Origin of the sequence: Pseudarthrobacter sp. DSP2-3-2b1 (assembly GCF_049895945.1) — a bacterium.
In the GTDB taxonomy this organism is placed as follows: Bacteria; Actinomycetota; Actinomycetes; order Actinomycetales; family Micrococcaceae; genus Arthrobacter.
Genome location: NZ_JAFCTI010000002.1, coordinates 514,542 through 540,311, shown reverse-complemented (window position 1 = coordinate 540,311; position 25,770 = coordinate 514,542). Strand labels below are relative to the sequence as shown.

The window sequence follows — 25,770 nt, the reverse complement described above, 5'->3', positions numbered from 1 at the left end:
CCTTGTTATCAACAGGCATCGCCGGCTCCTTAAATCAACAGGTAATGAATGACTCACAACCAGCCTGACGGAGAGGGGCTCTCTCACTTTCTTGAGGCGAGTGAGAGAGCGCTGGTGGAAAAGGCGCATCTAGTGAGAGAGCGTGCGTGGAAAAGGCGCATCTAGTGAGAGAGCGTCCGACGGCGGCGGGCCGGGTTTGCGGGGCGCGGCGCCCGGGGGACGGGGGTGGGGGAGTGGCGCAGGAACTGCCGGAGCGTCTTGGGGGAGTGGCGCCAGCAGGTTGGGCAGGGGCCGCTGCTCTGTGATATGGGGTGGGCCCGGCTGTGCTAGGATATTGAGTTTGTATGGCGCCGTTCGTGCGCCGTCATTTACCTCGTAAACAATCGTGCCACGGCATAGTGCCCCCTAAGGCTTCGGACCTGTCCGGATCCGTCTGGGAAGCAAATGTTTTTGGCACGGGAGTTTAGGCCTGGTCTGGCAAAATCCAGGCAGGTCAAGAGACACCCCGATCAACCGTTCCGCAAGGCTCATTCCGTAGGAAGATTTTCGGTCTGAGAACCCGCGCGACGCAAGGAGTAGACAGTGATTCAGCAGGAGTCGCGACTCAAGGTCGCCGACAACACGGGTGCTAAGGAAATCCTTACCATTCGCGTTCTCGGTGGATCTGGCCGTCGCTACGCAGGCATTGGCGACGTCATCGTCGCTACCGTCAAGGATGCAATTCCGGGCGGCAACGTAAAGAAGGGCGATGTTGTTAAGGCAGTCATCGTCCGTACCAAGAAGGAACGCCGCCGTGCGGATGGTTCCTATATCAAGTTTGACGAGAACGCAGCTGTGATCCTGAAGGCTGACGGTGACCCCCGCGGTACCCGCATCTTCGGACCGGTTGGTCGTGAACTCCGTGACAAGAAGTTCATGAAGATCGTTTCTCTGGCTCCGGAGGTGCTTTAGTCCATGGCTAAGATCAAAAAGGGTGACCTGGTTCAGGTCATCACTGGCGCCAAGGCTGAGCGCGGCGGCGACAAAGGCAAGCAGGGCAAGGTTCTGCGCGTATTCCCCGAGACCAACCGCGTGTTGGTTGAAGGCATTAACCGCGTAACCAAGCACACCAAGGTCGGTCAGTCGCAGCGCGGCACCAAGACCGGTGGCATCGAGGTTGTTGAAGCCACGATCCACATCTCCAACGTGGCTCTGGTTGACCCGTCCACCAAGAAGCCCACCCGCGTCGGTTTCCGCACCGAGACCGTTGAGCGCAATGGCGTGAAGCGGGACGTGCGTGTCCGCGTGGCTAAGAGCTCCGGGAAGGACATCTAATGACTGAGACTCTCGAGACTCCGGCAGCGAAGATCGTTCCTCGTCTGAAGACCAAGTACGCCGATTCCATCAAGAGCACGCTCGTTGAGGAATTCAAGTACAGCAACGTCAACCAGGTTCCCCGCCTGGTGAAGGTCGTTGTGAACATGGGTGTTGGAGATGCCGCCAAGGACTCCAAGCTGATCGACGGCGCTGTCCGCGATCTGACCCTGATCACCGGCCAGAAGCCGCAGGTAACCAAGGCCCGCAAGTCGATCGCACAGTTCAAGCTGCGCGAAGGCATGCCCATCGGCGCACACGCTACCCTGCGTGGAGACCGCATGTGGGAATTCCTGGACCGTCTGGTCACGCTGGCTCTGCCCCGTATCCGCGACTTCCGCGGCCTCAGTGGCAAGCAGTTCGATGGCAACGGCAACTACACCTTCGGTCTGACCGAGCAGGTTATGTTCCACGAAATCGACCAGGACTCCATTGACCGCGTTCGTGGCATGGACATCACCGTCGTAACCACTGCCAAGACCGATGACGAAGGCCGCGCGCTGCTTAAGGCGCTTGGTTTCCCGTTCAAGGCCGAAGACTAATCTAACTACGTAACAGGTCCTTCGGGGCTGCCGCGCGCAGGCAACTGCGCCAGGTGCACCGAGGAAACCGTTATGAGGAAGGGCAAGAGCCCACCATGACAATGACAGATCCTGTCGCAGACATGCTTACGCGTCTGCGCAATGCAAACTCGGCATACCACGATTCCGTGTCCATGCCGTACAGCAAGCTCAAGGCACGCGTTGCCGACATCCTGAAGGCTGAAGGTTACATCGCCTCCTGGAAAGAAGAAGACGCGGAGGTTGGCAAGAAGCTGACCCTCGAGCTCAAGTTCGGACCGAACCGCGAGCGTTCAATCGCTGGCGTTCGCCGTATTTCCAAGCCGGGACTGCGCGTTTACGCAAAGTCCACCAACCTCCCGCACGTGCTCGGTGGCCTGGGTGTCGCAATCCTGTCCACCTCTTCCGGCCTCTTGACTGATAAGCAAGCCGGCAAGAAGGGCGTGGGCGGCGAAGTCCTCGCCTACGTCTGGTAACGGGAAAGGAAGAGAATAATGTCACGTATTGGACGTCTCCCCATCACCGTTCCCGCCGGCGTTGAGGTCAAGGTTGACGGCTCTGTCGTCAGCGTCAAGGGCACCAAAGGCGAGCTGAACCACACTGTGGCCAGCCCGATCGAGGTTTCCCTGGATGCAGACACCCTGACTGTCGCCCGCCCGAACGACGAGCGCGCCTCCCGTTCACTCCACGGCCTGACCCGCACCCTGATCTCCAACATGATCGAGGGCGTAACCACGGGCTACGAGAAGAAGCTTGAAATCGTTGGTACTGGTTACCGCGTTCAGGCCAAGGGATCTGACCTTGAGTTCGCTCTCGGCTACAGCCACCCGGTAAACGTTTCAGCACCGGACGGCATCACCTTTGCAGTTGAGACCCCGACCAAGCTCTCTGTTTCAGGTATCAACAAGCAGCAGGTCGGCGAGGTTGCTGCCAACATTCGCAAGCTGCGGAAGCCTGACCCGTACAAGGGCAAGGGCATCCGCTACGCAGGCGAAGTCATCCGCCGCAAGGTCGGAAAGGCTGGTAAGTAACCATGGCCATCTCAATTAACAAGAAGCGTACGAACAAGAGCAAGTCTGCTTCGCGCAGCCGCCGCCAGCTTCGTATCCGCAAGCGCATCTCCGGTACGGCTGTACGTCCTCGTCTGGTCGTCAACCGTTCCGCACGCCACGTATTCGTCCAGGTTGTCGATGACACCAAGGGCCTGACCGTAGCGAGCGCGTCCACACTGGAAGCCGATCTTCGTGCATTCGAAGGCGACAAGAAAGCCAAAGCCAAGCGCGTTGGCGAGCTCGTTGCCGAGCGTGCGAAGGCTGCCGGTATCGAAGCTGTTGTCTTCGACCGCGGTGGTAACAAGTACCACGGCCGGATCGCCGCCGTCGCTGACGGTGCACGTGAAGGTGGGCTGTCACTGTGACGGAAGCAAACAAGGAAAAGGACACTGTGTCTGCAGATCAGAAGGCGACTGAAGCCGTAGCTGCTCCGGCCACTGAGACCACTGCTCCCGCTGCCGCAGACGACCGCCGTGGTGGCGCTCGTCGTGGCGAGCGTGGAGACCGTGGCCAGGGCCGCGGCGACCGTGGTGGCCGTGGCGGCCGCGACGGCGGCCGTGAAGCTGAGAAGAGCCAGTTCATTGAGCGCGTTGTCACCATCAACCGCGTTTCCAAGGTGGTCAAGGGTGGTCGTCGCTTCAGCTTCACCGCCCTGGTCGTCGTTGGTGACGGCAACGGTATGGTCGGCGTTGGCTATGGCAAGGCTAAGGAAGTTCCCGCCGCAATCGCGAAGGGCGTTGAAGAAGCTAAGAAGTCCTTCTTCCGCGTTCCCCGCATCGGCAACACCATTCCGCACCGCGTTCAGGGTGAGGCTGCTGCCGGCGTCGTAATGCTGCGTCCGGCTTCCGCCGGTACCGGTGTTATCGCCGGTGGTCCGGTCCGTGCAGTACTGGAGTGCGTGGGCATCCACGACATCCTCTCCAAGTCGCTCGGTTCCTCAAACGCCATCAACATCGTTCACGCGACCGTTGATGCCCTGAAGCGCCTCGAAGAGCCGGCAGCAGTGGCAGCACGCCGCGGCCTGCCCCTCGACGAGGTTGCTCCGCCGGCAATGGTGAAGGCTCTCCTGAACCAGAAGGCAGGTGTCTAAGTCATGGCTAAGAACCTGTTTCCCTCCGACCTGCAGTTGGAGATCACACAGATCAAGTCCGCCATTGGCGGCAAGCAGAACCAGCGCGACACCCTCCGGTCACTCGGCCTGAAGCGGATCGGACACACCGTTGTCCGCACCGCCGACGCCGTGACTGTTGGAATGCTCAACACGGTTCCGCACCTGGTAAAGGTAGAGGAGGCGAAGTAAATGGCAGAGAAGAACACTGCTGAGAAGGCACAGGGCGCCAACGCTGAAAAGCAGAACGCCCTGAAGGTTCACCACCTGCGTCCCGCCCCGGGTGCCAAGACCGCCAAGACCCGCGTTGGTCGTGGTGAAGGTTCCAAGGGTAAGACCGCCGGCCGCGGTACCAAGGGTACGAAGGCCCGCTACCAGATCAAGGCTGGCTTTGCCGGCGGCCAGCTGCCGCTGCACATGCGCCTGCCGAAGCTGCGCGGCTTCAAGAACCCGTTCCGGGTTGAGTTCCAGGTTGTAAACCTGGACAAGCTCAACGAGCTGTTCCCGGAAGGTGGCGCAGTCACCGTGGAGAACCTGGTCGAAAAGGGTGCCGTTCGCAAGAACCAGCCCGTCAAGGTGCTTGGCACCGGCGACATCACCGTCAAGGTTGACGTCACCGCCCACGCATTCTCGGCCAGCGCCGCAGAAAAGATTGCAGCAGCAGGCGGAAGCACCACCGCTCTCTAGGAGACGGTGGGCTGAAGCCCGTTGTGGAACTCCCGGGATGCGGGGCCCCAAAGGCCCTGTGTCCCGGGAGTTTTTTCACATCCCCGCACTATGAATTCCCGGCCGACGCGCGCGCGGGACGGCCTGCGGATTATTCGCAGGACACATCCACCCGTTAGACTCGGTTGTTGGGATTATTGATCCCCATCACACCACGCTTATTTACAACTCAGGAGGACGCGTGCTTAGCGCATTTGGCCGGGCCTTTCGCACGCCTGATCTACGACGCAAGTTGTTGTTCACGCTGGGAATCATCACCATCTTCCGCTTGGGTGCCTTCATCCCCTCGCCTGGGGTGAATTACCAGAATGTCCAGCAATGCTTGTCCAGCGGTCAGACGGCAGGCGGGCTCTACCAGCTCGTCAACCTGTTCAGCGGCGGTGCGTTGCTTCAGGTGTCCATCTTCGCCCTGGGCATCATGCCGTACATCACGGCCAGCATCATTGTGCAGCTGCTCCGGGTGGTCATTCCCCGGTTCCAGCAGCTGTACGAGGAGGGCGCCTCCGGGCAGTCCAAGCTCACCCAGTACACTCGGTACCTCACCATCGCACTGGGGCTGCTGAACGCAACGACGCTGGTGTCGCTGGCCCGTTCAGGACAGCTGCTGCCGGGCTGTGCGCTGCCGATCATCCCTGACAGCAGCGTGATCACCACCATCCTGCTGATCATCACTCTCACTGCAGGCACTGGGCTCATCATGTGGATGGGCGAACTCGTCACCGAGAAGGGTGTGGGCAACGGCATGTCGCTGCTCATCTTCACCTCCATCGCGGCGACCTTCCCCACCTCCCTGGGCGCCATCTGGAGCTCGCAGGGTCCGGGTACCTTCTTCATGGTCCTGGCCATCGGCCTGGTGACCGTGGGCCTCGTGGTGTTCGTGGAGCAGTCCCAGCGCCGTGTCCCGGTGCAGTATGCCAAGCGCATGATCGGACGCCGCACCGTGGGCGGCACCAGCACCTACATCCCCATCAAGGTGAACATGGCAGGCGTGATCCCCGTGATCTTCGCATCCTCCATGCTTTACCTGCCGGGGCTGATCTCACAGTTCAACCAGCCCAGGGCCGGCGAGCCGCTGCAGCCCTGGGTTGAGTGGATCAACAACAACCTGACCCGAGGAGACCACCCGATATACATGGCGCTGTACTTCGCCATGATCGTGTTCTTCACCTACTTCTACGTCGCGATCACCTTCAACCCTGAAGAGGTCTCGGACAACATGAAGAAGTACGGCGGTTTCATCCCGGGTATCCGTGCCGGCAAACCGACGGCGGATTACCTGCAGTACGTGCTCTCCCGGATCACGCTCCCCGGCGCCCTGTACCTGGGCTTCGTGGCGCTGATTCCGCTGGTGGCACTGGTACTTATCAACGCGAACCAGAACTTCCCGTTCGGTGGCACCTCGATCCTGATCATGGTGGGCGTTGGCCTTGAAACCGTCAAGCAAATAGACGCGCAACTACAGCAACGTCACTACGAAGGGCTTTTGCGATGACGAAAATGTTGATTATTGGACCTCCCGGCTCGGGAAAAGGAACGCAGGCGGAACGCATTTCCGAACGCCTCGGCGTCGTGGCCATCTCCACCGGTGACATCTTCCGCGCCAACGTCAAGGGCGAGACGCCCCTTGGCATCGAAGCGAAGAAATACATGGACGCCGGCGACTTCGTTCCGGACAGCGTGACCAACAAGATGGTCCGCGACCGCCTCAGCGAGTCCGACGTCGAAACCGGCTTCCTCCTGGACGGCTACCCGCGCACCACTGCGCAGGTTGACTACCTCGACGGGATTCTCGCCAACAGCGAAGAGAAGCTCGACGTCGTCCTGCAGCTGACAGCCGACGACGAGGAACTGGTCCACCGCCTTCTGGGCCGTGCGAAGGAAACCGGCCGGAGCGACGACAATGAAGCCGTCATCAGGCACCGGCTGGACCTCTACCACGAGCAGACCGAAGCCGTTGTGGCCAAGTACGCCGAGCGCGGCATCCTCACCCAGGTGGATGGGATCGGCGCCATCGACGAGGTCACCGACCGCGTCATGAACGCCATCAAGTCGGCCCAGGCCGCCTGACCCAGGCAAAGATCTTCGAGGCTCCTCCCGGCATTTGGGAGGAGCCTCAGCCATTTGAAAGAAGGACGCACCATGGCATTCGGCCAGCCCCGTATCGAATACAAGACCAACGCCCAGATGCGCACCATGCACGAGGCAGGCCTGGTCCTGAGCCGCGCGCTGGACGCCGCCCAGGCAGCGGCGGCGCCCGGAGTGACCACCAAGCAGCTGGACGAGGCCTTCGCCGCCGTGCTGAACGAGGCAGGCGCCAAATCCAACTTCCTGGGCTACCACGGCTTCCCCGCCACGATCTGCACGTCAGTGAACGAGGAAGTTGTGCACGGCATCCCGGGCGGCAAGGTCCTGAACGACGGCGACATCATCTCGATCGACGGCGGCGCCATTGTGGACGGCTGGCATTCGGACTCGGCGCGGACTGTCATTGTGGGCACGGTTGACCCCGAGGACCAGCGGCTCTCCGACGTCACCCAGGCGGCCATGTGGCACGGCATCGCGGCGCTGGCCACCGGAACCCATGTGGGCGATATCGGCGCGGCCATCGACGACTACGTGTCCTCGGTGCCGGGCAAGCCGTTGGGCATCCTGGAGGATTACGTGGGCCACGGTATCGGCTCCGAAATGCACATGGCCCCGGATGTCTTGAACTACCGCACCAGCCACCGCGGCCCCAGGATCAAGCCCGGACTTTGCCTCGCCATTGAGCCCATGCTGGTCCGCGGCAGCATCGAAACGGCAGTGCTCGACGACGACTGGACCGTGGTGACCACCGACGGCAAGCGTTCCTGCCAGTGGGAGCACTCAGTGGCCGTCCATGAAAAGGGGATCTGGGTACTGTCAGCCCCCGACGGCGGTGCGGAGCACCTGGTGCCGCTCGGCGTCGTGCCTGTGCCGATTCCGTAGGTCCTGGTTCCTTAGGCCACACCGGCGCCCTGCGCAGGTCCCACCGGCGCGCTGTCGATGCGCAAACACCCCAGCCACACAGAAAATCCCTGGCGTCACCCGAATCCGGGTGACGCCAGGGATTTTTCGTGTCCCGGCTGACTTTGCGCGTCGAGTCGAAGCGGCGGGAAGATCAGGCCTTGAGCTTGGGCTTGACGTCCTTCGTGTACAGGCCCTCAAGGGTGGTCTTCAGCTCGGTCATGGTGGATTTGACGTCGCCCTGCTGGGTGAGGATCTTGGCGGCGGCCTTGGCCATCTCCTGATCGGCGCCGGGCAGGAACGCGCGGGCGTTGTCCTGGACCTTGGTGACGGCGAGCTGGTCCATGGCGGTCTTGATCTGCGGGGTCTTGGCCAGCACGGCGGTCATGTCCGCGGACTTGCGGGTGGGCATGTAGCCGGTGGCGGCCGAGAACGCGGCGGTGTTTTCCGGCTCCGTGGCGAACTGCAGGTACATCGCGGCGGCCAGCTGCTGTTCCTTGCTGACTCCGCTGGGGATGCCAAGGCCGGCGCCGCCGGTGGGGCAGACTCCGGTGGTTTCCTTGGAGCCGCCCGGGAGGAATCCGACGCCTACGTTGAACGAGGCGGACTTCAGGATGCCGATCAGGGACCCGGTGGAGGACAGGGTTGCCGAGGCGAGTCCTGCAGCGAAGTCGTCAGCGGACTCCTTGGAGGAAACGCCGGCCCACGCATCCTTGTACACCGAGTCCTGCGCCGCCTGGAGTGCCTTGACGGATTCGGGGGAGTCGCAGGTGATTTCCCAGTCCTTGGACCAGCCGCCGCCTTCGCCCCAGAGGTTGTTCTGCAGGGTCCAGCCTGCGTAGCCGGCCAGGGCGGGATACATAAACGCGTACTGTGCTCCGGAGCTTGCCTTCAGCTTGGGTGCCCACTCGGCGAATTCCTGCCACGTGGCGGGTGCACGGTCCGGCAGGCCGGCGGCGGCGAAGTGGTCCTTGTTGTAGTAGAACAGCGGGGTGGACCGGCCGTAGGGGAGGGCCCACTGCTTGTTGTCGTACTTGTAGTCATCCACCAGCGAGGTCCGGAAATCATCCAGCTTGACGTCCAGCTTCTTGATCAGCGAATCCAGCGGAATGATGTTCTCGTTCAGGTAGTAGCGGAACCACCACACGTCTGAGAGGACAACCAGGGCCGGGAGGCCGGACTTGGCGGCCTGCGCGGTCTGGAACTTCTGGGCGATTTCCTCGTAGTTGGCACCGGCGGTGACGAGGTTGACCTTGATGTCAGGGTATTTGGCGTGGAACTTCTCGATGGTGGCCTTTTCCACTTCCTGGGACTTGCCCGGGTGGTTGGACCAGAAATCGATGGAAGCGGCCGGTGTGACGCCCTCAAAGTCGATGGCGGCGGCGGCTGTGGTGGCGGTGCCGCCGCCCGTGGATGGCCCGCCGCAGGCGCTGAGTGCTGCCGCACCTGCGCCGGCCCCGGCGAGCGAGAGGAAGAGCCTGCGGTCAAGATTCATTGCCATGGTGGTGCCTTTCGGTTGGTACCTCGGTGGTGCTGGATGCGGTGAAAAAAATCAGTGGAGGGCCGGCGATGCCTAGCCCGTGACGCTGCCCTGGGTCAGGCCGGCCACGATGTAGCGCTGCAGCATGGCGAACACCACGAGGATGGGCAGGATCACCAGGACGGCACCGGCCATCATGATGCCCCAGCCCGCGCCGTTACCCTCGGAGTTCTGCAGCAGGGTCAGGCCGACAGGAAGGGTCATGCTTTCCGGTTTGTCCGTGATGATCAGCGGCCAGATGTATTCGTTCCACTCGCTGACCACGGTCACCAGCGCCACCGTGGCGATGGAGGGCAGGGATACGGGCACCACAATTTGCCACAGGCGGCGCCAATGCCCTGCGCCGTCAATCTCGGCGGATTCCAGGATGGAGGCCGGCAGGGTCAGGAAGTGTTGCCGCAGCAGGAACGTGCCAAACGCTGTGCCCAGGCCAGGGAGGATGATTCCCCAGAGGGTGTTTTTGCCGCCCATCCCCGCGATGAGGATGTAGTTGGGCAGGATGGAAAGCTGCGCGGGCACCATCAGGGCCACCAGGATCAGGATGAAGATCAGGTTCTTGAACGGGAACCGGACAAACACCAGGGCGTACGCGGTGAGGATGGCCAGCAGGACCTTGATGCCGCCGCCAACGATGGTGACGATGGTGCTGTTCAGGAAGAACTGGCCGAACGGCACGGTGGTCATGGCCACCTTGTAGTTCTCCGGGTTGAGGGTCTCCGGCAGCACGTTGAGGTCCAGGGTGACGATCTCGCCGGGCTGCTTGAAGGAGCTCAGCACCATCCACAGCAGCGGCAGGAAGACCACCAGGACCGCGACGGCCAGCGGCAGGTAGCCGCCCACAAGGGTGGCCGTCAGGTTGGCGCGGCTGAACGCCCGAGGCGGGCGCCCGCCGTCGGACGCGTCAACGGGCGACGGCGGCGGGCCGGTGAGGGGCGCGGGCGGAAGCAAGGGAGCGCTCATGAGTAGTGCACCTTCCGTTCCACAAAGCGGAGCTGCAGCACCGTGATGACCAGCAGGATCGCGAAGAGGATCACCGAGATCGCGGCCGAGTAACCGGCACGGTTGTACGCGCCGAAGGCCTGCAGGTAGGCCTCGTAGATCAGCGTGCTGGTGCCGTTGCCCAGCGGGGTCATGATGCGGATCAGGTCGAACGCCTGGAGTGAGCTGAGCATGGTGGTGATCAGCAGGAAGAACGTGGTGGGCGAGAGCAGCGGCAGGGAGATGCTGAGGAACCGCCGGTAGTTTCCGGCACCGTCCAGCGATGCCGCTTCCAGCACATCCTGCGGCAGCGACTGCAGCCCGGCCAGGAACACCACGGCGCAGTAGCCGAGGTTCTTCCAGACGTACACCACAATGACCATCACCAGCGAGAGCTCCGGATCATTGATCCACTGCGGGCTTGTCTGCCCCAGCCCGCGCAGGATCCAGGACAGCACGCCGTAGCCGGGGTCGAAGATGAACAGCCAGACCAGGCCGACGCCGACTCCGGAGAGGACATACGGGGCGAACACGGCGGCGCGGGCGAAGGTAGTTCCCCGGCCCCGGCTGTTCAGCGCCAGCGCCACGAGCAGGCCCAGCACCATGGACCCGCCCACGGTGAAGAGGGTGAAGATCGCCGTGGTGCCAAGGACCCGCGGGGCATCCGTGCTGGTGAAGAACGTGACGTAGTTTTCCAGCCCGACGACGGTGGCCGAGGCGGAGCCCAGCGTCCAGTTCAGCGTGGAGTAGTAGATGTTGTTGATCAGCGGAAGGTACGTGAACACCGCGATCAGCAGCAGGTTGGGCAGGGCAAGCGCCAGGAAAACCACAAAGTCCCGGCGCGATCTGTTGGACCATCTGGGCCGCGGCGGCGGGGTGGCGCCGGCGTCCGTGATGGCGGGTGGCCTGTTGGCCAGTTGTCTTGTCATTCGGTCTCTAACGGATCCGGGCCTGGATAGTGCAGGCAGATGGGCGTGGGGATCTGGCTTCACTTCACCACAAGGTTGGTGGGCAGAATCCCGTACAAGCCCTCGTCAGAGGATTGTTCGCCGAGGCTTCCTTGCCCGTTAACGCCGTGTTGCCTGCAGTATTACACGGTGTTTGTTTGGCGGGCCGGAGTTGCTCCCGCGGGTCGCCGAACGAGTGGGAGCCGGCCCTCAGTTATCCGCAGGGCACAATGGGAGCCATGGGAGCAATCACGGACGTGCAGGGGATACGCGTAGGCCACGCCGGCAGAACCGGGGACGGCTGGCTGACCGGCGTGACGGTGGTGCTGCCGCCGCCTGGCACGGTGGGCTCGGTGGACGTAGCCGGGGGAGGGCCCGCCACCCACGAGACCGATGCCCTGGACCCCAGCACCCTCGTGGCCACGGTGGACGCCGTTGTCCTCACCGGCGGCAGCGCCTACGGACTGGCCTCCGCCGGTGGAGCCCAGCAGTGGTGCGAGGAAAACGGCCGGGGCTTCGCTGTGCCCGGGGGAGTGGTGCCCATCGTTCCGGCTGCCGCCATCTTCGACCTGGGCCGCGGCGGCGACTTCTCAGCGCGCCCGACGGCGGACATGGGCTACGCGGCAACCGCCGCCGCCGCTGCGCAAGAGGAAGGGGCCGACGTCGAACGCGGCAACGTGGGAGCCGGCACCGGGGCGCTCATCGCCAGGACCTACAAAGGCGGCGTGGGCACGGCCTCGGTCACGCTTGAGAACGGCGTGGTTGTTGGGGCGCTGGCTGTGGTCAATGCTCTTGGCCTTCCTGTCGCGGACGGTCGGCAGGAGCCGCAGCCCTCCGCGCGCTCGGTCGTGCCTCCCTTAGACGCGCGCTTCCGGGCTCCGGAACCTGCCGACCGGGAGGCGGCACCAGGGCTGAACACCACGCTTGTTGTAGTTGCTACAAACGCCGTCCTTGATGTGGCGGAGTGCAAGCGGACGGCGTCCGCGGCTCAGGCTGGTATTGCGCGGGCTCTGAATCCGAGCCATACGTTGGCGGATGGGGACGTGGTCTTTTGCCTGGCGACGGGCACCGTCACTCTTGACCGGAGTAGTGAAACTGCGCGGCAGGTGAGTCTGATTACCCTGCAGAGCGCGGCAGCCGACGTCGTACGCCTGGCCATCCTTGACGGGGTGGCGAGTGCGGAGGCGGTGAGCACTCCTGCGGGCGAATATGGTGCGTTCGGCGGGATGTAGGTTACCATTCTCGATTTAACATTTCCGCGGATAAAGGGTAATGTTGCTTGTTGGTTGTCTGCCCTGCTGTGCCCTGTTTGGGGCCAGAGGTGACAACCGATCCAACAAAAACGTTCGTGGTCATGTCCGGTGCAATCCGGCTGGGCCGCGGCAACAACAGTTAGCGGAGGGTATGGCCAAGAAGGACGGGGTCATTGAGATCGAGGGCGTTGTGACTGAGGCGCTGCCTAACGCGATGTTTCGCGTTGAGCTGACCAACAAGCACATCGTACTTGCGCACATCTCAGGCAAGATGCGCCAGCACTACATCAGGATTCTCCCTGAGGACCGGGTAGTGGTGGAACTGAGCCCGTATGACCTCACTCGGGGTCGTATCGTCTACCGCTACAAGTAAATTCTGGGCAGCCTCAGCATGAGCTGAAGGCCGCTCCAGTTGACCAACTGCCACACGCAAAGGAATGCCATGAAGGTCAAGCCGAGCGTCAAGCAGATCTGCGAAAAGTGCAAAGTGATCCGCCGTAATGGCCGGGTCATGGTGATCTGCGAGAACCCGCGCCACAAGCAGCGCCAGGGCTAATTTCCCTCCCGAGGGAAATCCTGGGTTGCTAACCCACGCAAGTAAATAAAAGGCAGCACAAGCTGAATTGGGACGCATGAGCCCGGACAGCTAACCCCCGGTCGGAGGCTGGGGCCGCACAGAACGTGCGGGTGTACTGCCTACGACCTCCGGTTTATTCAAGGAGCACTGCCTCTATGGCTCGTCTCGCTGGCGTAGACATTCCCCGCGAAAAGCGGTTGGAAATTGCGCTTACTTACATCTACGGCGTGGGCAAGACCCGTGCACACGAAACCCTGGCTGCCACTGGCATCAGTGCTGACGTCCGCGTCAAGGACCTCACTGACTCCCAGCTGGTGGAACTTCGTGACTACATTGAAGGCAACTACAAGGTTGAGGGTGACCTTCGCCGCGAAGTAGCAGCAGATATCCGCCGCAAGGTTGAAATCGGCAGCTACGAAGGTATCCGCCATCGCAAGGGCCTGCCAGTACGCGGACAGCGTACGAAGACGAACGCACGTACCCGCAAGGGCCCGAAGCGTACCGTGGCCGGCAAGAAGAAGGCCCGTTAAATCCCTCGGGATTAACCGGCTCCCCAATAACTTTCTGTAGGAGAAAAAATGCCCCCGAAGACTCGTGGCGCGGTTCGCAAGCCGCGTAAGAAGGACAAAAAGAATATCGCGCTGGGCCAGGCGCACATCAAGAGCACGTTTAACAACACCATCGTGTCCATCACGGACCCGAACGGCGCTGTTATCTCTTGGGCTTCCTCAGGTGAGGTCGGCTTCAAGGGCTCGCGTAAATCCACCCCGTTCGCTGCCCAGATGGCTGCCGAAGCTGCTGCCAAGCGTGCCCAGGAGCACGGCATGCGCAAGGTTGACGTCTTCGTCAAGGGACCGGGTTCAGGCCGCGAGACCGCAATCCGCTCGCTGCAGGCCGCTGGCCTGGAGGTTGGCTCCATCCAGGACGTCACCCCCGCAGCGCACAACGGCTGCCGCCCGCCGAAGCGCCGCCGCGTCTAAGGCTTTACCCGCAGCTGCGAGCTTGCCCGGACCGTCGACGGTCCGGGCAAGCCCAGCCGCGTTAAGTCTTCAGACCGCTTTTCCACCACCTGTGTTGCGTCATATAGCGGATGCTCGCCGAAAGGAAACCTAAGTGCTCATTGCACAGCGCCCCACCCTCTCCGAAGAGGTCGTCTCCGAAAACCGCTCGCGTTTCATCATTGAACCGCTGGAACCGGGCTTCGGCTACACACTCGGAAACTCCCTCCGCCGTACCCTGCTCTCCTCCATCCCCGGCGCTGCTGTCACCAGCATCCGAATCGATGGCGTGCTGCACGAGTTCACCACGGTTCCCGGTGTCAAGGAAGATGTCACTGAGATCATCCTGAACATCAAGAGCCTGTCGGTCTCCTCCGAGCACGATGAGCCGGTTGTTGCTTACCTGCGCAAGCAGGGCCCCGGAGTCGTCACCGCCGCGGACATCGCTCCGCCGGCCGGCGTCGAATTCCACAACCCGGATCTGCACATTGCCACCCTGAACTCGAAGGGCAAGTTCGAACTCGAACTGACCATCGAGCGCGGCCGCGGCTACGTTTCGGCAGCTCAGAACAAGTCCGGCGATTCCGAGATCGGCCGTATCCCGGTCGACTCGATCTACTCGCCGGTGCTGAAGGTTACTTTCCGCGTGGAAGCAACCCGTGTTGAGCAGCGCACTGACTTCGACAAGCTCATTGTCGACGTCGAGACCAAGCAGGCCATCGCCCCGCGCGATGCCGTTGCTTCGGCAGGTACCACCCTGGTGGAACTGTTCGGTCTGGCCCGCGAGCTGAACACCGCAGCTGAAGGTATCGAGATTGGCCCGTCGCCGACGGACGCTGCCCTGGCAGCGGACATGGCACTGCCGATCGAGGATCTGGACCTCACAGTCCGTTCCTACAACTGCCTCAAGCGTGAGGGCATCCACACCGTGGGTGAACTCGTAGCCCGCTCCGAGGCTGACCTGATGGACATCCGTAACTTCGGTGCGAAGTCCATTGACGAGGTCAAGGCAAAGCTGGTTGAACTGGGCCTGTCCCTCAAGGACTCGCCTCCCGGTTTTGACCTCGCAGCACGCGCCGCAGCAATTGAAGAGAACGACGCCGACTTCGGCGACGACGAACTCTAAAACAGATCTTGGCCGGCGGGCACCATGGTGTGCCCACCACCGGCTTCCAAATGAGGAGAAACAATTATGCCTACCCCCACTAAGGGTCCGCGCCTCGGAGGCGGCCCGGCTCACGAGCGTCTTATGCTCGCGAACCTGGCAGCAGCACTGTTCGAGCACAAGCGGATCACCACCACGGTGACCAAGGCCAAGCGGCTCAAGCCGTACGCCGAGCGCCTCGTGACCTTCGCCAAGCGCGGCGACCTGGCTTCACGCCGTCGCGTGCTCGGCCTGATCAGCAACAAGGGCATCGTCCACGAGCTGTTCACCGACATTGCCACGGCCGTGGAGAACCGCGACGGCGGCTACACCCGCATCACCAAGATCGGCAACCGTAAGGGCGACAACGCTCCCATGGCTGTCATCGAACTGGTCCTCGAGCCGGTTTCCGCCAAGCAGGCCGTTGTAGCCGAGGCTACAACTGCTGCAAAGCGCGACGCCGACAAGAAGGAAGCTGCTGCTGCCGCTCCGGTTGCAGAAGAGGCTCCCGAGGCTGAGGTTGCTGAGACCGAAGCTGCTGAGGCTCCTGCCGAGACCGAAGCTGCTACCGAAGAGGCTCCGGCCGCTGAGGAAGCACCGGCCGAGGAAGCTGCTGAGGCTCCCGCTGCCAAGGAGAAGGACGCGAAGTAGTTCGCTGATTCCTTCGCATAGACTTGTTCTATGAACGACCAAAAACCCGCTGCCCCCTTTACCAGGGGCGGCGGGTTTTTGCGTGTCCGGCTTGATTTGTCGTACGACGGCGGACCCTTCAGCGGGTGGGCAGTGCAGCCGGGCCTGCGGACCGTTCAGGGCGTGCTGGAGGAGGCGCTGGCTCTCCTGCTGCGCCGGCCGATCCGGGTGACGGTGGCAGGGCGGACCGACGCCGGAGTGCACGCCCGCGGCCAGGTGGTCCACGTGGACCTGAGCGAGGCCGAGTGGCTGGGACTGCCGCGCGGGCACGAACTCGATCCCGCCGTCGCGCTGTTACGCCGTCTGCGGGGTGCGTTGAGCAGGGGGCTGGGGGAGTTGACCGGTGCCATCGAGGTGCACATGGTGTCCCTGGCACCTGTTGGCTTCGACGCCCGGTTCTCCGCGTTGTGGCGGCGCTACAGTTACCGCATCGCGGACGGCCCCGCCCTGTGGGACCCACTGGAACGCTACTTCACGCTGTGGCACCCGAACCCGCTGGACGTCTCGTTGCTGAACGAGGGCGCCTCCCAGCTGCTGGGCCTGCAGAACTTCCTTTCGTTCTGCAAGCCGCGTGAAGGCGCCACCACCATCCGCGAGCTGCAGCGTTTCGAGTTTTCCCGCAGCGAGGACGGGGTCATTGTGGCCACCGTCCAGGCCGACGCCTTCTGCCACAACATGGTCCGGGCCCTGGTGGGTTCCGCCCTGTATGTGGGGGAGGGCATCGAGGAGCCCGGGTGGCTGCACGAGCGGCTGCTGGCCCAAAAGCGGGACGCCAAGTCCATCCTGGCCGCACCCCATCCGCTGGTGCTGGAGGAAGTGGCTTACCCGTCCGAGGGCGAGATGCTGGCAAGGGCCGAGCTGACCAGGGCCGTGCGGCAGCACTAAGCGTGGTCAGGCGGCGCGTACTGATTCTGGCTGAGGCGCATGACGATGTCCTGCGTCATGCCGGGAATGAAGTCCCCTGATTGCCTTTCCGTCCAGCGTTTGGCAACAGCATTGGCGGGATACACCAGAAGATCACTCCGGTCATCGTGAACGGCCAGTTCGGTAGCCAGTTCGTCGGAGGCCACTACCCATCGCAGGGAAGTTTGCCTCACCAAGCATTCGCCGAAAGCCGTGCCGAGAAGGTTGATGAAGTCGCTCGGGTCCGTCCGTGATTCCTCCGGGTCGCTCAACCAGGAGTTCAGGACCCGCTCGTAGAACTCACCTATTTGACTTGAGTCATTGAGGTCGACCTGTTGGGCGGCGATGAACTGGAGATGCCCTTCCATCCAGCGGACCTCGGCTTCATTCGGCTCGGTAAAGGTAGGTCCGGCCGTTTCAGGCGGCGCGGCGGTCACTGATGCATTCTTTCGGAAGAGTCCCATTGCCTTAGACAACCACATCTTGTGCGTGGCGTCAGTGAATTCCTGGGAAGGGGCTTCGAGATCCGGCCATCGATTCCCAATGTGTAACCCGTGTCATAGTTATTGACTTTTCACACCCAAACACAAATAGAAGTGTCATCTCCCGTTTTGCCTTGTACGGTATACAGAGTTGGAGTGGTTGAGGGGATTAGCGCTGGGCTGATGGGGGCCTCTTCCACCTGGCACACAGGGAACGTAATGGAAGATCTTGGGGTAGCAGTAGTAATTGAAGACGACGCGGACATCCGTAACCTCCTTGAGGGAGTATTGCGGCAGTCCGGATTCGAGGTCCATACCGCGGCCGATGGGCGGGAAGGCGTGCAGGTTGTCAGGGACAACAAGGCACAGGTGGTCACTCTCGATATCGGCCTTCCGGACATTGACGGTTTTGAGGTCCTGCGTCGTATCCGGTCATTCAGTGATGCCTACGTGGTGATGCTGACGGGCAGGACCGAGGAGCCGGATCTGCTCTCGGCGCTGAACGCGGGCGCCGATGACTACATCGCCAAACCCTTCAGGCCGCGTGAACTCCGGGCGAGGGTCGCCGCCATGATGCGCAGGCCGCGCCACGACATCGGCCGGCCGCACCAGCCCGCTGCAGCATGGGCTGTGGCTCCGGCCGCGCCGGCCTCGTTGGTTCAGACCGGCGTCCTGCACCACAACGGCCTCGAGCTGAACTACCGGACCCGCACAGTAGTGATCGGTGAGGCGAACCTTGGGCTCACGCGCAGCGAATTCGATCTGCTTCATACCTTGCTCCGCGGCGAGGGTGCCGTGTCTACCAGGTCAGATCTGGTGCGGGCTGTGCGCGGTGATATGTATGAGCCCGATGCCTACATCAGCGAAGCCGACGAGCGGGCGGTGGAAGTGCATATCGGGAACCTCCGCCGCAAGCTCCGGGAGGATCCGCAGTCGCCGCGCTGGCTGCAGACAGTGCGGGGCGTGGGCTACCGGCTTGCACCGAAGCGGACGGATCTGCCGGACTGGCCCTAACTGTCTTTCAGGATGTAGCTGCTCTGGAGTTCTGAAACGGTGTGCACGCCGTGCTCGCCCACGCGCTCCAGGAGGGCCTGGCCCTGGCGGAAGTCGCCGCTACGGACGGCGTCCTCCAGGGCCTGGGCCAGGACAGCTAACCGGATTCCCCCCACCATGGCGGAGGCGATGCGCAGGCTGATGACGGCATCCAGGGACGCGGGGCGGTCCTGAATGTCCACCGCGGCCGAGAGTTTGTTGAAGCGCTGGTCCCAGAGGGCGGCGTAGTCGCGGGCGAATGCCTGGGCGAGCTGGGCGCCGTCGAGTTCTTCTTCCAGCTCTGCCAGGATCTCCGGTTCCACCCACCGTGATTCCGGGGCAGCCGGTGCGGGGAGGCCTGCAACCGGGTCCGCAACGTTGCCCGCTGCCAATGGCTGGGCGGGAACACCCCCGCTGCTGGAGGTGAGTCTTGGACTGTCCATGCTTCAAGGCTACTTCCTGTAGTTAGTCCAGAGTCTGCTTTTAGTAGATCCTGTGGAAACCTTGAGTCATCCTTGCCGCCTTGCGTTTGGGCAATCACTGGCCACTGAATGTGACAACGGTGTTGATAACCGCAGGGCCAAGAATTGCGATGAACAGGACAGGGAAGATAAAGAACAGCAGTGGAAAGAGGATCATAACCGGGAGTTTCATCGCTTTTTCTTCGGCCCGCTGGCGGCGCTTTACCCTCATGACCTTTGCTTGGATGCGCAGCACCCTGCTGATGGCGATGCCGTAAGTGTCCGCCTGAACCACGGCTTGGACGAAGCTTCGCAGCTCGGGGATGTTGGTCCGCTCCGCCAGTGCCTGGTACGACTCGCGGCGGCTGCGGCCCACCTGCATGTCCTGCAGGGTGCGGACCAGTTCCTCCGCCAGGGGCCCCTTGCCGTTTTCGCCGGCGCGGGCCATGGCCCCCTCGAAACCCAGGCCGGCCTCAACCGAGATCAGCATCTGGTCGAGCGTGTTGGCCAGTTCCAGCTGCATGGCCTTCTGGCGCTCCATGCCTTTGCTGTAGAGCATCAGGTCCGGGATGAAGTAGCCGAGGAAGAGCAGGAAAATGCCGGCGAGCTTCATCATGGGCGTGCTGCCGATGGCTGTCAGGTAGATCCCGAGCGCGCCGCCCGCCAGGCCGAGGACGATCTTGCTTCCAAGGACCTTTTCCAAGGGCATGGACAGCGGCCTGCCGGCGAGCGACAGCAGGCGGTCCAGTTTCCGGACGTATGCCGGGGGAGTCAGCCGGTAGCCGATCCCGGCCACGAAGCCTGCAGATTTCTTTTCCTGTGCTTCGGTCTTGTGCTGTCCGCGGGTCAGGATGGCAACAGTGGCAGTGCGTCCTCTCCGGTCGACGGACAGAATGGACCACGCCAGGTAGCCGATGGGTACTGAAACCAGCAGGAGCGAGGAAACTACTAGGGGACTCAGCATCTCAGAACTTCAGATCGATGATTTTGCGCATCCACAGGCTGCCGATGGTCATAAGAACAACCGATGCCCCGATCATGCCCCAACCCAGCGGGTGGGTAAACATCGAGTCCATGTAGCCGGGGTTGACGGTCATCAGCATCAACACGATGCCGATTGGCATGGCAATGAGGATGTAGGCCGAGAACTTGCCTTCGGCCGCGAGCGACTTGATGTGGCCCTTGATCTCGCTGCGCTCCCGGATGGTTTCGCCCACCTGGTCCAGTACTTCGGCCAGATTTCCGCCCACCTCGCGGTTGATCTGGATGGCCTGGGCAATCCACACGAAGTCTTCGTTCCGCATGCGCTCCGACGTGTCCGTCAGGGAGGCGAGCAGATCCCGGCCCAGGCTGGTCTCGGTGATGACTCGGCGCATCTCTTCGGACGTGGGGCTCTGGGACTCGGCCGCGGCCGCATCTATGGCCCGCAGGATGCTGTGGCCTGCCCGCAGGCCGCCGGACAGCAACTGAAGGGTATCGCCGAGTTGCGTATCGAACTTGGCACGCCGTTTGCCGGAAAGAAATCCGAGCACAAGGTGTCCCACGAACGGTGCCAGGATGACCAGGAGCACGGAGACTGCAGGGAGGCCGATCACTATTCCCATCAGCGCCCCCACGATGGCGCCGGCAATGACCAGCACCATGTATTCCGTCTGGCTGAACCGGAGGCCTGCGTTTTCCAGTGCCTCCCGGTTGTAGAGGCGCACGTTCCGGGTTGCCAGAAATCGGTCCAGGCCTCCTACTGTTGCATCGGCGAGCCGGGTCAGGCGCGACGGCGGATCCGCCTCGTAGGGCCGGCGCCGGTCCCGCGCAATCTCCGGAGTCCGGGGCAGGACCAGCACAAAGCCCAGCATGATGGGGGCAAGGAAAAGGAGCGCGGCTCCAACCATGATCAGCATCGTGTCCTAGGCCTTTCCAGCGCCGGCCGGGCTCGCACCAGCCGGAGCAGCACTGGCCGGTGTGGCGAACACGGCAGGTGAGACGTGGATGCCCAGGTCCTCGAAGCGGTCAATGAAACGCGGCCGGATGCCGGTGGCTACAGGCTTGCCCAGGAAGCGTCCGTGTTCGTCAACACCGGCCGAGTAGTCGAACACGAAGGCGTCCTGAAGGGTAACGATGTCCCCTTCCATGCCCTGGACTTCGGTCACATGGGTGATTCGCCGGGAGCCGTCACGCAGCCGCGAAATCTGCACAATGAGGTTCACGGCTGAAGCGATCTGCTCACGGATGGCCCGCAGCGGCAGATCCATGCCGGCCATGAGCACCAGTGTTTCGAGACGTGCCACAGCATCGCGCGGTGAGTTGGAGTGGACAGTGGAGAGTGAACCGTCGTGGCCGGTGTTCATGGCCTGCAGCATGTCCAGGGATTCGCCGCCGCGGACTTCACCCACCACAATGCGGTCCGGCCGCATACGCAGTGAATTGCGGAGGAGTTCGCGGATGGTCACCTCGCCTTTGCCCTCCGTGTTGGGAGGCCGGCTTTCCAGCCGGACCACGTGGTCCTGCTGGATCTGAAGCTCCACCGCATCCTCGATGGTGACGATCCGCTCGTTGGCCGGCAGGAAGGATGACAGCACGTTCAAAAGCGTGGTCTTTCCGGTTCCTGTTCCGCCGGAGACGATGATGTTGAGCTTGGCCTTTACGCAGGCATTGAGCAGTTCCGCCATCTCGGGGGTGAGGGTGCCGAAGTCGATGAGATTCCGGACGGTGAGGGGTACCTTGCTGAACTTTCGGATTGTCAGTGAGGACCCGCCCACGGCGAGCGGCGGGATGACGGCGTTGACACGCGATCCATCCTCCAGGCGGGCATCCACCAATGGCGATGACTCATCAATGCGGCGGCCCACCTTGGACACGATGCGCTCGATCACCTTGCGCAGGTGCTCCTCGGAGCTGAAACGCGAGTCCGCCAGGGTGAGATGGCCTTTGCGCTCCACATATATCTGGTCCATGCGGTTAACCATGATTTCGGTGACATCCGGATCGTCCAGCAGGCGCTGCAGCGGGCCGTAACCGAGTACGTCGTCGGCCACGTCCTGGACCAGCCGGGTGCGTTCCTCCGCGGAGAGGGGTACCTGCTCTGCATCGATGATCCGCGTCAGCTCATCACGGGCAGCGGATTTCAGCTCCTGTTCGGTGATGGCCGAATCGTTGAAACGGGCTCCCATGTGCTCGAACAGAGCGGTGGCTGCCCGTTCCTTGAGTGCGGCGAACACGTCCACGGACTGCGTGGGTTTTGGCCTCGTCTCTTCAGCATGAGTGTGGGAGGTGACGACGGCGGCAGGCGGTGCCGCCGTCGTCGGTCGTTGTTCGGTGGTCTGTTCAAACCACTGCACCCGCTGGGCTGGAACGTCCTGGCGCTGTTTGGTGAGGGCCGGCGTTGACGCTTTCGCTGGCGTTGCTTGGGCAGCCGGCTGGGTTTTCGCCTGGGCGGCGCTGATGCGCTCTGAAAGTTTCATTTAGACCACTACCCTTCGGTGCAGTTTGCGCTGGGATTTGGCCCGCCACGCAGGGTTGAAGCGCTCCACGAGCTGGTTCAGCCCCTTGGTTGCGGGATCCTTGACGGGCTCCTGAAGCACAGGGATGCCGCGGTTTGTGGACAGGGCTACGGCACGGGACCGAGGGATGCTGACATCAACGGGCGCACCCACGGTCGATTCGATGTCCTGGACCGTTAGGCCGTTTTTGGCGTCCGCCATGTTCAGAACCACATGCCGGGTCTCGGGGAGGATGTCCAGCTGGCGGAGGACGTCGAGGCCGGACCGCAGGCCCCGCACGCTGGGGATGTCCATGCCGCTTACCCACACCACGTCGGTGCACTTTTCCATTGCCGCCAGGCCGATTTCCGGCAGGCCCGGAGCGGTGTCCACCACAACGTATTGGAACTGCTCGGACAGTTGCTCGAGCAGCCGGCTGATCTGGTCCGGGGTGATCTCGTCCGCGTCCACCGGGGTGGGGGGAGCGCAGAGCGCGTAGATGCTCCCCGGGTGGACGGCGAGGAAGGCTTTGAGGACCAGGGAGTCCTGGCTTGCTGCGGGGGATACGGCGTCCGTCACGGTGTGCTCGGGATCCAGGTAAAGCCCGGAAGCGACGTCCCCGAACTGGAGGTCCAGGTCCACGATGACCACGCTCATGGGCGCGATCTTTCCCAGCCCGATGGCGATGTTGGTGGCAATGGTGGTTTTGCCCACCCCTCCCTTGGGTGAGAAGACGCCGATGACCAGGCCCTTGTTACTTTCGGCTGCCTGCTGGGGTGCAGCTGTGCGGTGGCGGCTTGCAAAGGACTGGCTGGCGCGTTCGAGGAGGACCCGCAACTGTGCGGCGTCCGCATCGGGGGAGACGATGTCCTTGATACCGGCCCGCATGGCGTGGAGAAGGAAATCGGGCTCGGGTTCGGCGGTCACAATCACGCTGAGCTCCGGGAAGCTGACGTTCAGCACGGTAGCGAAACGGAGTGCCTCGTCCAGCGGAACTTCAGGTCCCAGGATCAGGACCTCGGGCTGCTCCTGGTCCAGGCTGGCGAAAAGCTGGTGCGGGTCAGCGGGCAGCAGGCTGGTGGAGAAAGTTTGCACGCCGCCTGGCAGCCCGCCGGCGACGGCCTGGCGAAGGCGGGCATCGAAGTGGACGTCCGGGGTGATCAGGACGAAGCGGCTCATTTGTAGAGGTCCGTCCGGGTCATGATCCGGGGGCCGCTGTCCGTTGCGTCGAGGGGTTCGCGGCTTAGCCAGAGGGATGCGTACTCCGCGGCAAACACGATCTTGCCGGCGTTGATGTCATTGACGGCCACGGTGACCATCAGCAGGCCGGTGGGAAGGTTCACGTCGCGGGGATCAGGTTCTGCCGCTGCGCTCGCGGTGGGTGCCGGTTTTGCGGTTGCTCCCTCGGGAGCGCGCTGGACGGCTGTGACCAGGGCTTTGTGAATGGAGAGCTGGACGGTTTCCTTGTCCGCCTTCGCCTCGATGCCGCCGGTGGCCATGGAGATGAATATGCCAACGTTGTCGCCGGGTGCCAGGCGGCCGCCCACAACGCGCTGTGGTTCAAGCTGGAAAGTGACTTCCTGAAGGCCCGCAGGCACAGGCACCGAGCCGGATGTCTTGAGTTCCTCGGGGGAGACGAGGCGCTCGGCCAACAGTTGCTCGCCCGGGACCAGATCTGCAGCAGTGACTTTTCCGGTGGCTCCATCCAAGGTGTTCAGTGCTGTCTTGGCGACGGCGGTACCTGGCAGTTGTTGAACTGCCACGGCCGTCCTGAGCGTGTCAACGGATGAGCCTGCGGGCACAGCCTTGCTGACGACCAGCACTCCAACGGGGTCCAGGCCACTGACCGCCCGCTGGTCAGCGCCCTGGGCGTAGGACACAACAATGACCGCCCCGACGATGGCCAGCAGGACTGCCACCACTCCTGCCAACAAACGTGACTTCACTGAATGCTCCTTTATGTTTCTAAAATCACGGGGTTATTGGGACTGGTGACTGAAACGCGACGACGGTTGCCCCGTCCGGGTTGATGGGCCCCAGCTTGAACCCGTTGGCCAGGGAAACGTATTCGACGAAGGTGCCGATGATGCCGCGGCACGGTTCCTTGCACTCAAAGGCCGCCGGTACGTCCGGGGCCCGGTTGCGGAAGGTGTAGGGAAGTCCCGTGTTTCCGACTTTCCACCCTTCGACATTGAACGCGGCGAAGGTGGTGAGCCCGAAGACGGCATTTGTTCCGGTGCCGGTCACTGTGTTGAAGATGGGCAGCAGGATAATGACGTCCTTGCCTGCATTTATGTCCGCTGCCCACGAGTTCAGCGTGGCCTGGCAGTTTGGCGGGGCATTGTTTCCCGTGTCGCCGCCTGCGGTGCTGGTGGCAATGTTGACGATCGCGCCGCACTGGCCGGAATCCTGTTTGAGTTCGCCGAACCCTCCTTCCACTGCAGCGCCGGACGGCCCGTAGTGACAATCCGGGTTGGCGTTCTTCCCGTGTAATTGGAGGAGCTGCATGATGTCAGTCTTGTTGCGGACCTGACAGACCGAAACTGTGATGGGGAAGGGGGCGGGTCCTTTTTCAGGGCTGCCCCACTGGACGAAGGCCGGCGCGTTGACCTCCGCCGAATTTATTCCCAGGGCACGGGCGAAGAAGAGCGACACTTCATTGGGGCTGTGCCCAGCCTCCTGTGCTCCCGCGGTGACCTTGACCGTGCGGTCTCCCGTGCTGAGGGCAACTGATTTGAGGTTGCTGAGCCCGTCAGTCGCATTCCCATTGGCAAGCCCGGCTGCCAAGGGGGACGTAGCAGAGCAATTGGGATCGGCGGCGCTTACGGCGCAGCGTTGGGCAACTGCCAGCGCGGCGGCGTCGGCGCCGTTGCGGAGCTGGGCACGTTCGGCGTACATCATCCCTACGTCCACGGCGATGGCACCAAAGCCCAGAAGCGCCACGAGCATGAAGGCGACAATGACGCTCACGGCGCCGCGTTCGCCGTCGTTTTTAGCGCTGGTTCGATTCAGCCGCCGCACAGCATGGCCCCTTTCCCCGTCATGGGGAACGGACCTGCAATGCCCGTCATGGAGTTCAGGCTGTAGGTGATGGTGACGGACATGCGGTGGCCGGGGGAACATGCGGCTGTTCCGGAATCGAGGTTCTTGAATGTGATGTTGGAGTCCGCCAGCTGTGGCTGAAGCGAGACCGCTGTGTCCTTGGCTGCCTTGCGTGCCGCAATTACGTCATTGGAGATGGCCAAGACCCGGACGCCTTCGCGGGCGGCGGCCGCGAGGGAAGCCTGCGCGTTGTAGGCCCGGCTGAACTCCATGATCCCCAGTAGAAGCATCACAAGGACGGGCGCCACGATCGCAAACTCGACCGCAACGGCCCCGCGCTCGGATGTCCTGGACATGGTGGCGCCTCTCAGTACCTCAGATCGTGATTGGGAAAGCAGAGTGGCGGCGGCTTAGCCGCCGCCGCCACTCCTTGGCCCTTGTGGCGCGCCGGGTGTCTCTAATG

33 protein-coding genes are annotated in these 25,770 nt (G+C 62.7%); 21 read left to right on the top strand and 12 right to left on the bottom strand.

The window, feature by feature from the left end:
• The first annotated feature begins 582 nt into the window (after window positions 1-582).
• From rplN to map, 12 genes are all read left to right on the top strand, one after another.
• Window positions 583-951: a 50S ribosomal protein L14 gene (gene rplN, locus ACP7AX_RS05095; RefSeq protein WP_024366126.1), complete on the top strand. Its 369-nt coding sequence runs from the start codon at window positions 583-585 to the stop codon at window positions 949-951.
• A 3-nt stretch (window positions 952-954) separates the two neighbouring features.
• Entirely contained in the window at window positions 955-1,314 is a 360-nt protein-coding gene (gene rplX / locus ACP7AX_RS05090; RefSeq protein WP_108599820.1) for a 50S ribosomal protein L24, read from the top strand.
• Window positions 1,314-1,895 carry a 50S ribosomal protein L5 gene (rplE, locus tag ACP7AX_RS05085; protein ID WP_056344366.1) on the top strand — a complete coding sequence of 194 codons (582 nt, stop codon included), beginning with the start codon at window positions 1,314-1,316 and terminating at the stop codon, window positions 1,893-1,895. Before rplX ends, rplE begins: the two co-directional genes overlap by 1 nt.
• Window positions 1,896-1,990: 95 nt before the next feature.
• Window positions 1,991-2,389, top strand: coding sequence for a 30S ribosomal protein S8 (gene rpsH, locus ACP7AX_RS05080; protein WP_056425243.1), 399 nt, complete (start codon window positions 1,991-1,993; stop codon window positions 2,387-2,389).
• A gap of 18 nt (window positions 2,390-2,407) precedes the next feature.
• Window positions 2,408-2,944 carry a 50S ribosomal protein L6 gene (gene rplF / locus ACP7AX_RS05075; RefSeq protein WP_426225627.1) on the top strand — a complete coding sequence of 179 codons (537 nt, stop codon included), beginning with the start codon at window positions 2,408-2,410 and terminating at the stop codon, window positions 2,942-2,944.
• 2 nt (window positions 2,945-2,946) lie between these two features.
• Window positions 2,947-3,330, top strand: a complete 384-nt coding sequence (gene rplR, locus ACP7AX_RS05070; RefSeq protein WP_108599823.1) for a 50S ribosomal protein L18 — start codon at window positions 2,947-2,949, stop codon at window positions 3,328-3,330.
• The gene (gene rpsE / locus ACP7AX_RS05065) at window positions 3,327-4,055 is read left to right on the top strand and encodes a 30S ribosomal protein S5 (RefSeq protein ID WP_131682888.1); all 729 of its coding nucleotides are present in this window, start codon (window positions 3,327-3,329) and stop codon (window positions 4,053-4,055) included. The genes rplR and rpsE overlap by 4 nt, the downstream gene beginning before the upstream one ends.
• 3 nt (window positions 4,056-4,058) lie before the next feature.
• Window positions 4,059-4,265 (top strand): 50S ribosomal protein L30, encoded by a 207-nt coding sequence (rpmD, locus tag ACP7AX_RS05060; protein ID WP_108599824.1) that lies wholly within the window; start codon window positions 4,059-4,061, stop codon window positions 4,263-4,265.
• Window positions 4,266-4,760 (top strand): 50S ribosomal protein L15, encoded by a 495-nt coding sequence (gene rplO, locus ACP7AX_RS05055; protein WP_426225626.1) that lies wholly within the window; start codon window positions 4,266-4,268, stop codon window positions 4,758-4,760.
• A 220-nt stretch (window positions 4,761-4,980) separates the two neighbouring features.
• Window positions 4,981-6,291: a preprotein translocase subunit SecY gene (gene secY / locus ACP7AX_RS05050; protein WP_131682886.1), complete on the top strand. Its 1,311-nt coding sequence runs from the start codon at window positions 4,981-4,983 to the stop codon at window positions 6,289-6,291.
• A 5-nt stretch (window positions 6,292-6,296) separates the two neighbouring features.
• Complete coding sequence (locus ACP7AX_RS05045; protein ID WP_426225639.1) at window positions 6,297-6,866, top strand: adenylate kinase; 570 nt, start codon at window positions 6,297-6,299, stop codon at window positions 6,864-6,866.
• A 72-nt stretch (window positions 6,867-6,938) separates the two neighbouring features.
• The gene (map, locus tag ACP7AX_RS05040; RefSeq protein ID WP_426225625.1) at window positions 6,939-7,766 is read left to right on the top strand and encodes a type I methionyl aminopeptidase; all 828 of its coding nucleotides are present in this window, start codon (window positions 6,939-6,941) and stop codon (window positions 7,764-7,766) included.
• A 172-nt stretch (window positions 7,767-7,938) separates the two neighbouring features.
• Here the strand turns inward: map and ACP7AX_RS05035 are convergent, their stop codons facing one another.
• The 3 genes from ACP7AX_RS05035 to ACP7AX_RS05025 form a co-directional block, all read right to left on the bottom strand.
• Entirely contained in the window at window positions 7,939-9,285 is a 1,347-nt protein-coding gene (locus ACP7AX_RS05035) for an ABC transporter substrate-binding protein (protein WP_426225624.1), read from the bottom strand.
• 72 nt (window positions 9,286-9,357) lie between these two features.
• The gene (locus ACP7AX_RS05030) at window positions 9,358-10,284 is read right to left on the bottom strand and encodes a carbohydrate ABC transporter permease (protein WP_426225623.1); all 927 of its coding nucleotides are present in this window, start codon (window positions 10,282-10,284) and stop codon (window positions 9,358-9,360) included.
• Window positions 10,281-11,231: a carbohydrate ABC transporter permease gene (locus tag ACP7AX_RS05025; RefSeq protein ID WP_426225622.1), complete on the bottom strand. Its 951-nt coding sequence runs from the start codon at window positions 11,229-11,231 to the stop codon at window positions 10,281-10,283. Before ACP7AX_RS05025 ends, ACP7AX_RS05030 begins: the two co-directional genes overlap by 4 nt.
• A 257-nt stretch (window positions 11,232-11,488) precedes the next feature.
• Here ACP7AX_RS05025 and ACP7AX_RS05020 point away from each other — a divergent pair, with 257 nt between their 5' ends.
• From ACP7AX_RS05020 to ACP7AX_RS04985, 8 genes are all read left to right on the top strand, one after another.
• Window positions 11,489-12,481 (top strand): P1 family peptidase, encoded by a 993-nt coding sequence (locus ACP7AX_RS05020; RefSeq protein ID WP_426225621.1) that lies wholly within the window; start codon window positions 11,489-11,491, stop codon window positions 12,479-12,481.
• Window positions 12,482-12,653: 172 nt separating this feature from the next.
• Window positions 12,654-12,875, top strand: coding sequence for a translation initiation factor IF-1 (gene infA, locus ACP7AX_RS05015; protein WP_009358723.1), 222 nt, complete (start codon window positions 12,654-12,656; stop codon window positions 12,873-12,875).
• Between the two features lie 69 nt (window positions 12,876-12,944).
• The gene (gene rpmJ, locus ACP7AX_RS05010) at window positions 12,945-13,058 is read left to right on the top strand and encodes a 50S ribosomal protein L36 (protein WP_009358722.1); all 114 of its coding nucleotides are present in this window, start codon (window positions 12,945-12,947) and stop codon (window positions 13,056-13,058) included.
• Window positions 13,059-13,234: 176 nt separating this feature from the next.
• Window positions 13,235-13,609: a 30S ribosomal protein S13 gene (gene rpsM, locus ACP7AX_RS05005; protein ID WP_104062624.1), complete on the top strand. Its 375-nt coding sequence runs from the start codon at window positions 13,235-13,237 to the stop codon at window positions 13,607-13,609.
• Window positions 13,610-13,657: 48 nt separating this feature from the next.
• On the top strand, window positions 13,658-14,059 hold the full coding sequence (rpsK, locus tag ACP7AX_RS05000) for a 30S ribosomal protein S11 (protein WP_018769149.1): 402 nt from the start codon (window positions 13,658-13,660) through the stop codon (window positions 14,057-14,059).
• 133 nt (window positions 14,060-14,192) lie between these two features.
• Window positions 14,193-15,203, top strand: a complete 1,011-nt coding sequence (locus ACP7AX_RS04995) for a DNA-directed RNA polymerase subunit alpha (protein WP_108600151.1) — start codon at window positions 14,193-14,195, stop codon at window positions 15,201-15,203.
• Window positions 15,204-15,269: 66 nt separating this feature from the next.
• Window positions 15,270-15,872, top strand: a complete 603-nt coding sequence (gene rplQ / locus ACP7AX_RS04990) for a 50S ribosomal protein L17 (RefSeq protein WP_426225620.1) — start codon at window positions 15,270-15,272, stop codon at window positions 15,870-15,872.
• A 30-nt stretch (window positions 15,873-15,902) separates the two neighbouring features.
• The gene (locus tag ACP7AX_RS04985; RefSeq protein WP_426225619.1) at window positions 15,903-16,796 is read left to right on the top strand and encodes a tRNA pseudouridine synthase A; all 894 of its coding nucleotides are present in this window, start codon (window positions 15,903-15,905) and stop codon (window positions 16,794-16,796) included.
• On the opposite strand, the gene ACP7AX_RS04980 is transcribed toward ACP7AX_RS04985, so the two are convergent.
• Complete coding sequence (locus ACP7AX_RS04980) at window positions 16,793-17,251, bottom strand: DUF3806 domain-containing protein (protein ID WP_426225618.1); 459 nt, start codon at window positions 17,249-17,251, stop codon at window positions 16,793-16,795. The two genes, ACP7AX_RS04985 and ACP7AX_RS04980, sit on opposite strands and share 4 nt — an antisense overlap.
• Before the next feature lie 264 nt (window positions 17,252-17,515).
• Between ACP7AX_RS04980 and ACP7AX_RS04975 the strand changes: the two genes are divergently transcribed.
• Window positions 17,516-18,310, top strand: coding sequence for a response regulator transcription factor (locus ACP7AX_RS04975; RefSeq protein ID WP_426225617.1), 795 nt, complete (start codon window positions 17,516-17,518; stop codon window positions 18,308-18,310).
• Here the strand turns inward: ACP7AX_RS04975 and ACP7AX_RS04970 are convergent.
• The 8 genes from ACP7AX_RS04970 to ACP7AX_RS04935 form a co-directional block, all read right to left on the bottom strand.
• Complete coding sequence (locus tag ACP7AX_RS04970; protein ID WP_426225616.1) at window positions 18,307-18,771, bottom strand: Hpt domain-containing protein; 465 nt, start codon at window positions 18,769-18,771, stop codon at window positions 18,307-18,309. The two genes, ACP7AX_RS04975 and ACP7AX_RS04970, sit on opposite strands and share 4 nt — an antisense overlap.
• A gap of 94 nt (window positions 18,772-18,865) precedes the next feature.
• The gene (locus ACP7AX_RS04965; protein WP_426225638.1) at window positions 18,866-19,750 is read right to left on the bottom strand and encodes a type II secretion system F family protein; all 885 of its coding nucleotides are present in this window, start codon (window positions 19,748-19,750) and stop codon (window positions 18,866-18,868) included.
• Between the two features lie 4 nt (window positions 19,751-19,754).
• A complete protein-coding gene (locus ACP7AX_RS04960; RefSeq protein WP_426225615.1) occupies window positions 19,755-20,687 on the bottom strand; it encodes a type II secretion system F family protein in 933 nt (310 codons plus the stop codon).
• A gap of 6 nt (window positions 20,688-20,693) precedes the next feature.
• Entirely contained in the window at window positions 20,694-22,247 is a 1,554-nt protein-coding gene (locus tag ACP7AX_RS04955; RefSeq protein ID WP_426225614.1) for a CpaF family protein, read from the bottom strand.
• Window positions 22,248-23,444, bottom strand: a complete 1,197-nt coding sequence (locus tag ACP7AX_RS04950; protein ID WP_426225613.1) for an AAA family ATPase — start codon at window positions 23,442-23,444, stop codon at window positions 22,248-22,250. It abuts the gene before it with no gap.
• Window positions 23,441-24,211: a Flp pilus assembly protein CpaB gene (gene cpaB, locus ACP7AX_RS04945; RefSeq protein ID WP_426225612.1), complete on the bottom strand. Its 771-nt coding sequence runs from the start codon at window positions 24,209-24,211 to the stop codon at window positions 23,441-23,443. The genes ACP7AX_RS04950 and cpaB overlap by 4 nt, the downstream gene beginning before the upstream one ends.
• A 25-nt stretch (window positions 24,212-24,236) precedes the next feature.
• Window positions 24,237-25,286: a pilus assembly protein TadG-related protein gene (locus ACP7AX_RS04940; protein WP_426225611.1), complete on the bottom strand. Its 1,050-nt coding sequence runs from the start codon at window positions 25,284-25,286 to the stop codon at window positions 24,237-24,239.
• The gene (locus ACP7AX_RS04935) at window positions 25,274-25,663 is read right to left on the bottom strand and encodes a TadE/TadG family type IV pilus assembly protein (protein ID WP_426225610.1); all 390 of its coding nucleotides are present in this window, start codon (window positions 25,661-25,663) and stop codon (window positions 25,274-25,276) included. The genes ACP7AX_RS04940 and ACP7AX_RS04935 overlap by 13 nt, the downstream gene beginning before the upstream one ends.
• Window positions 25,664-25,770: the final 107 nt, after the last annotated feature.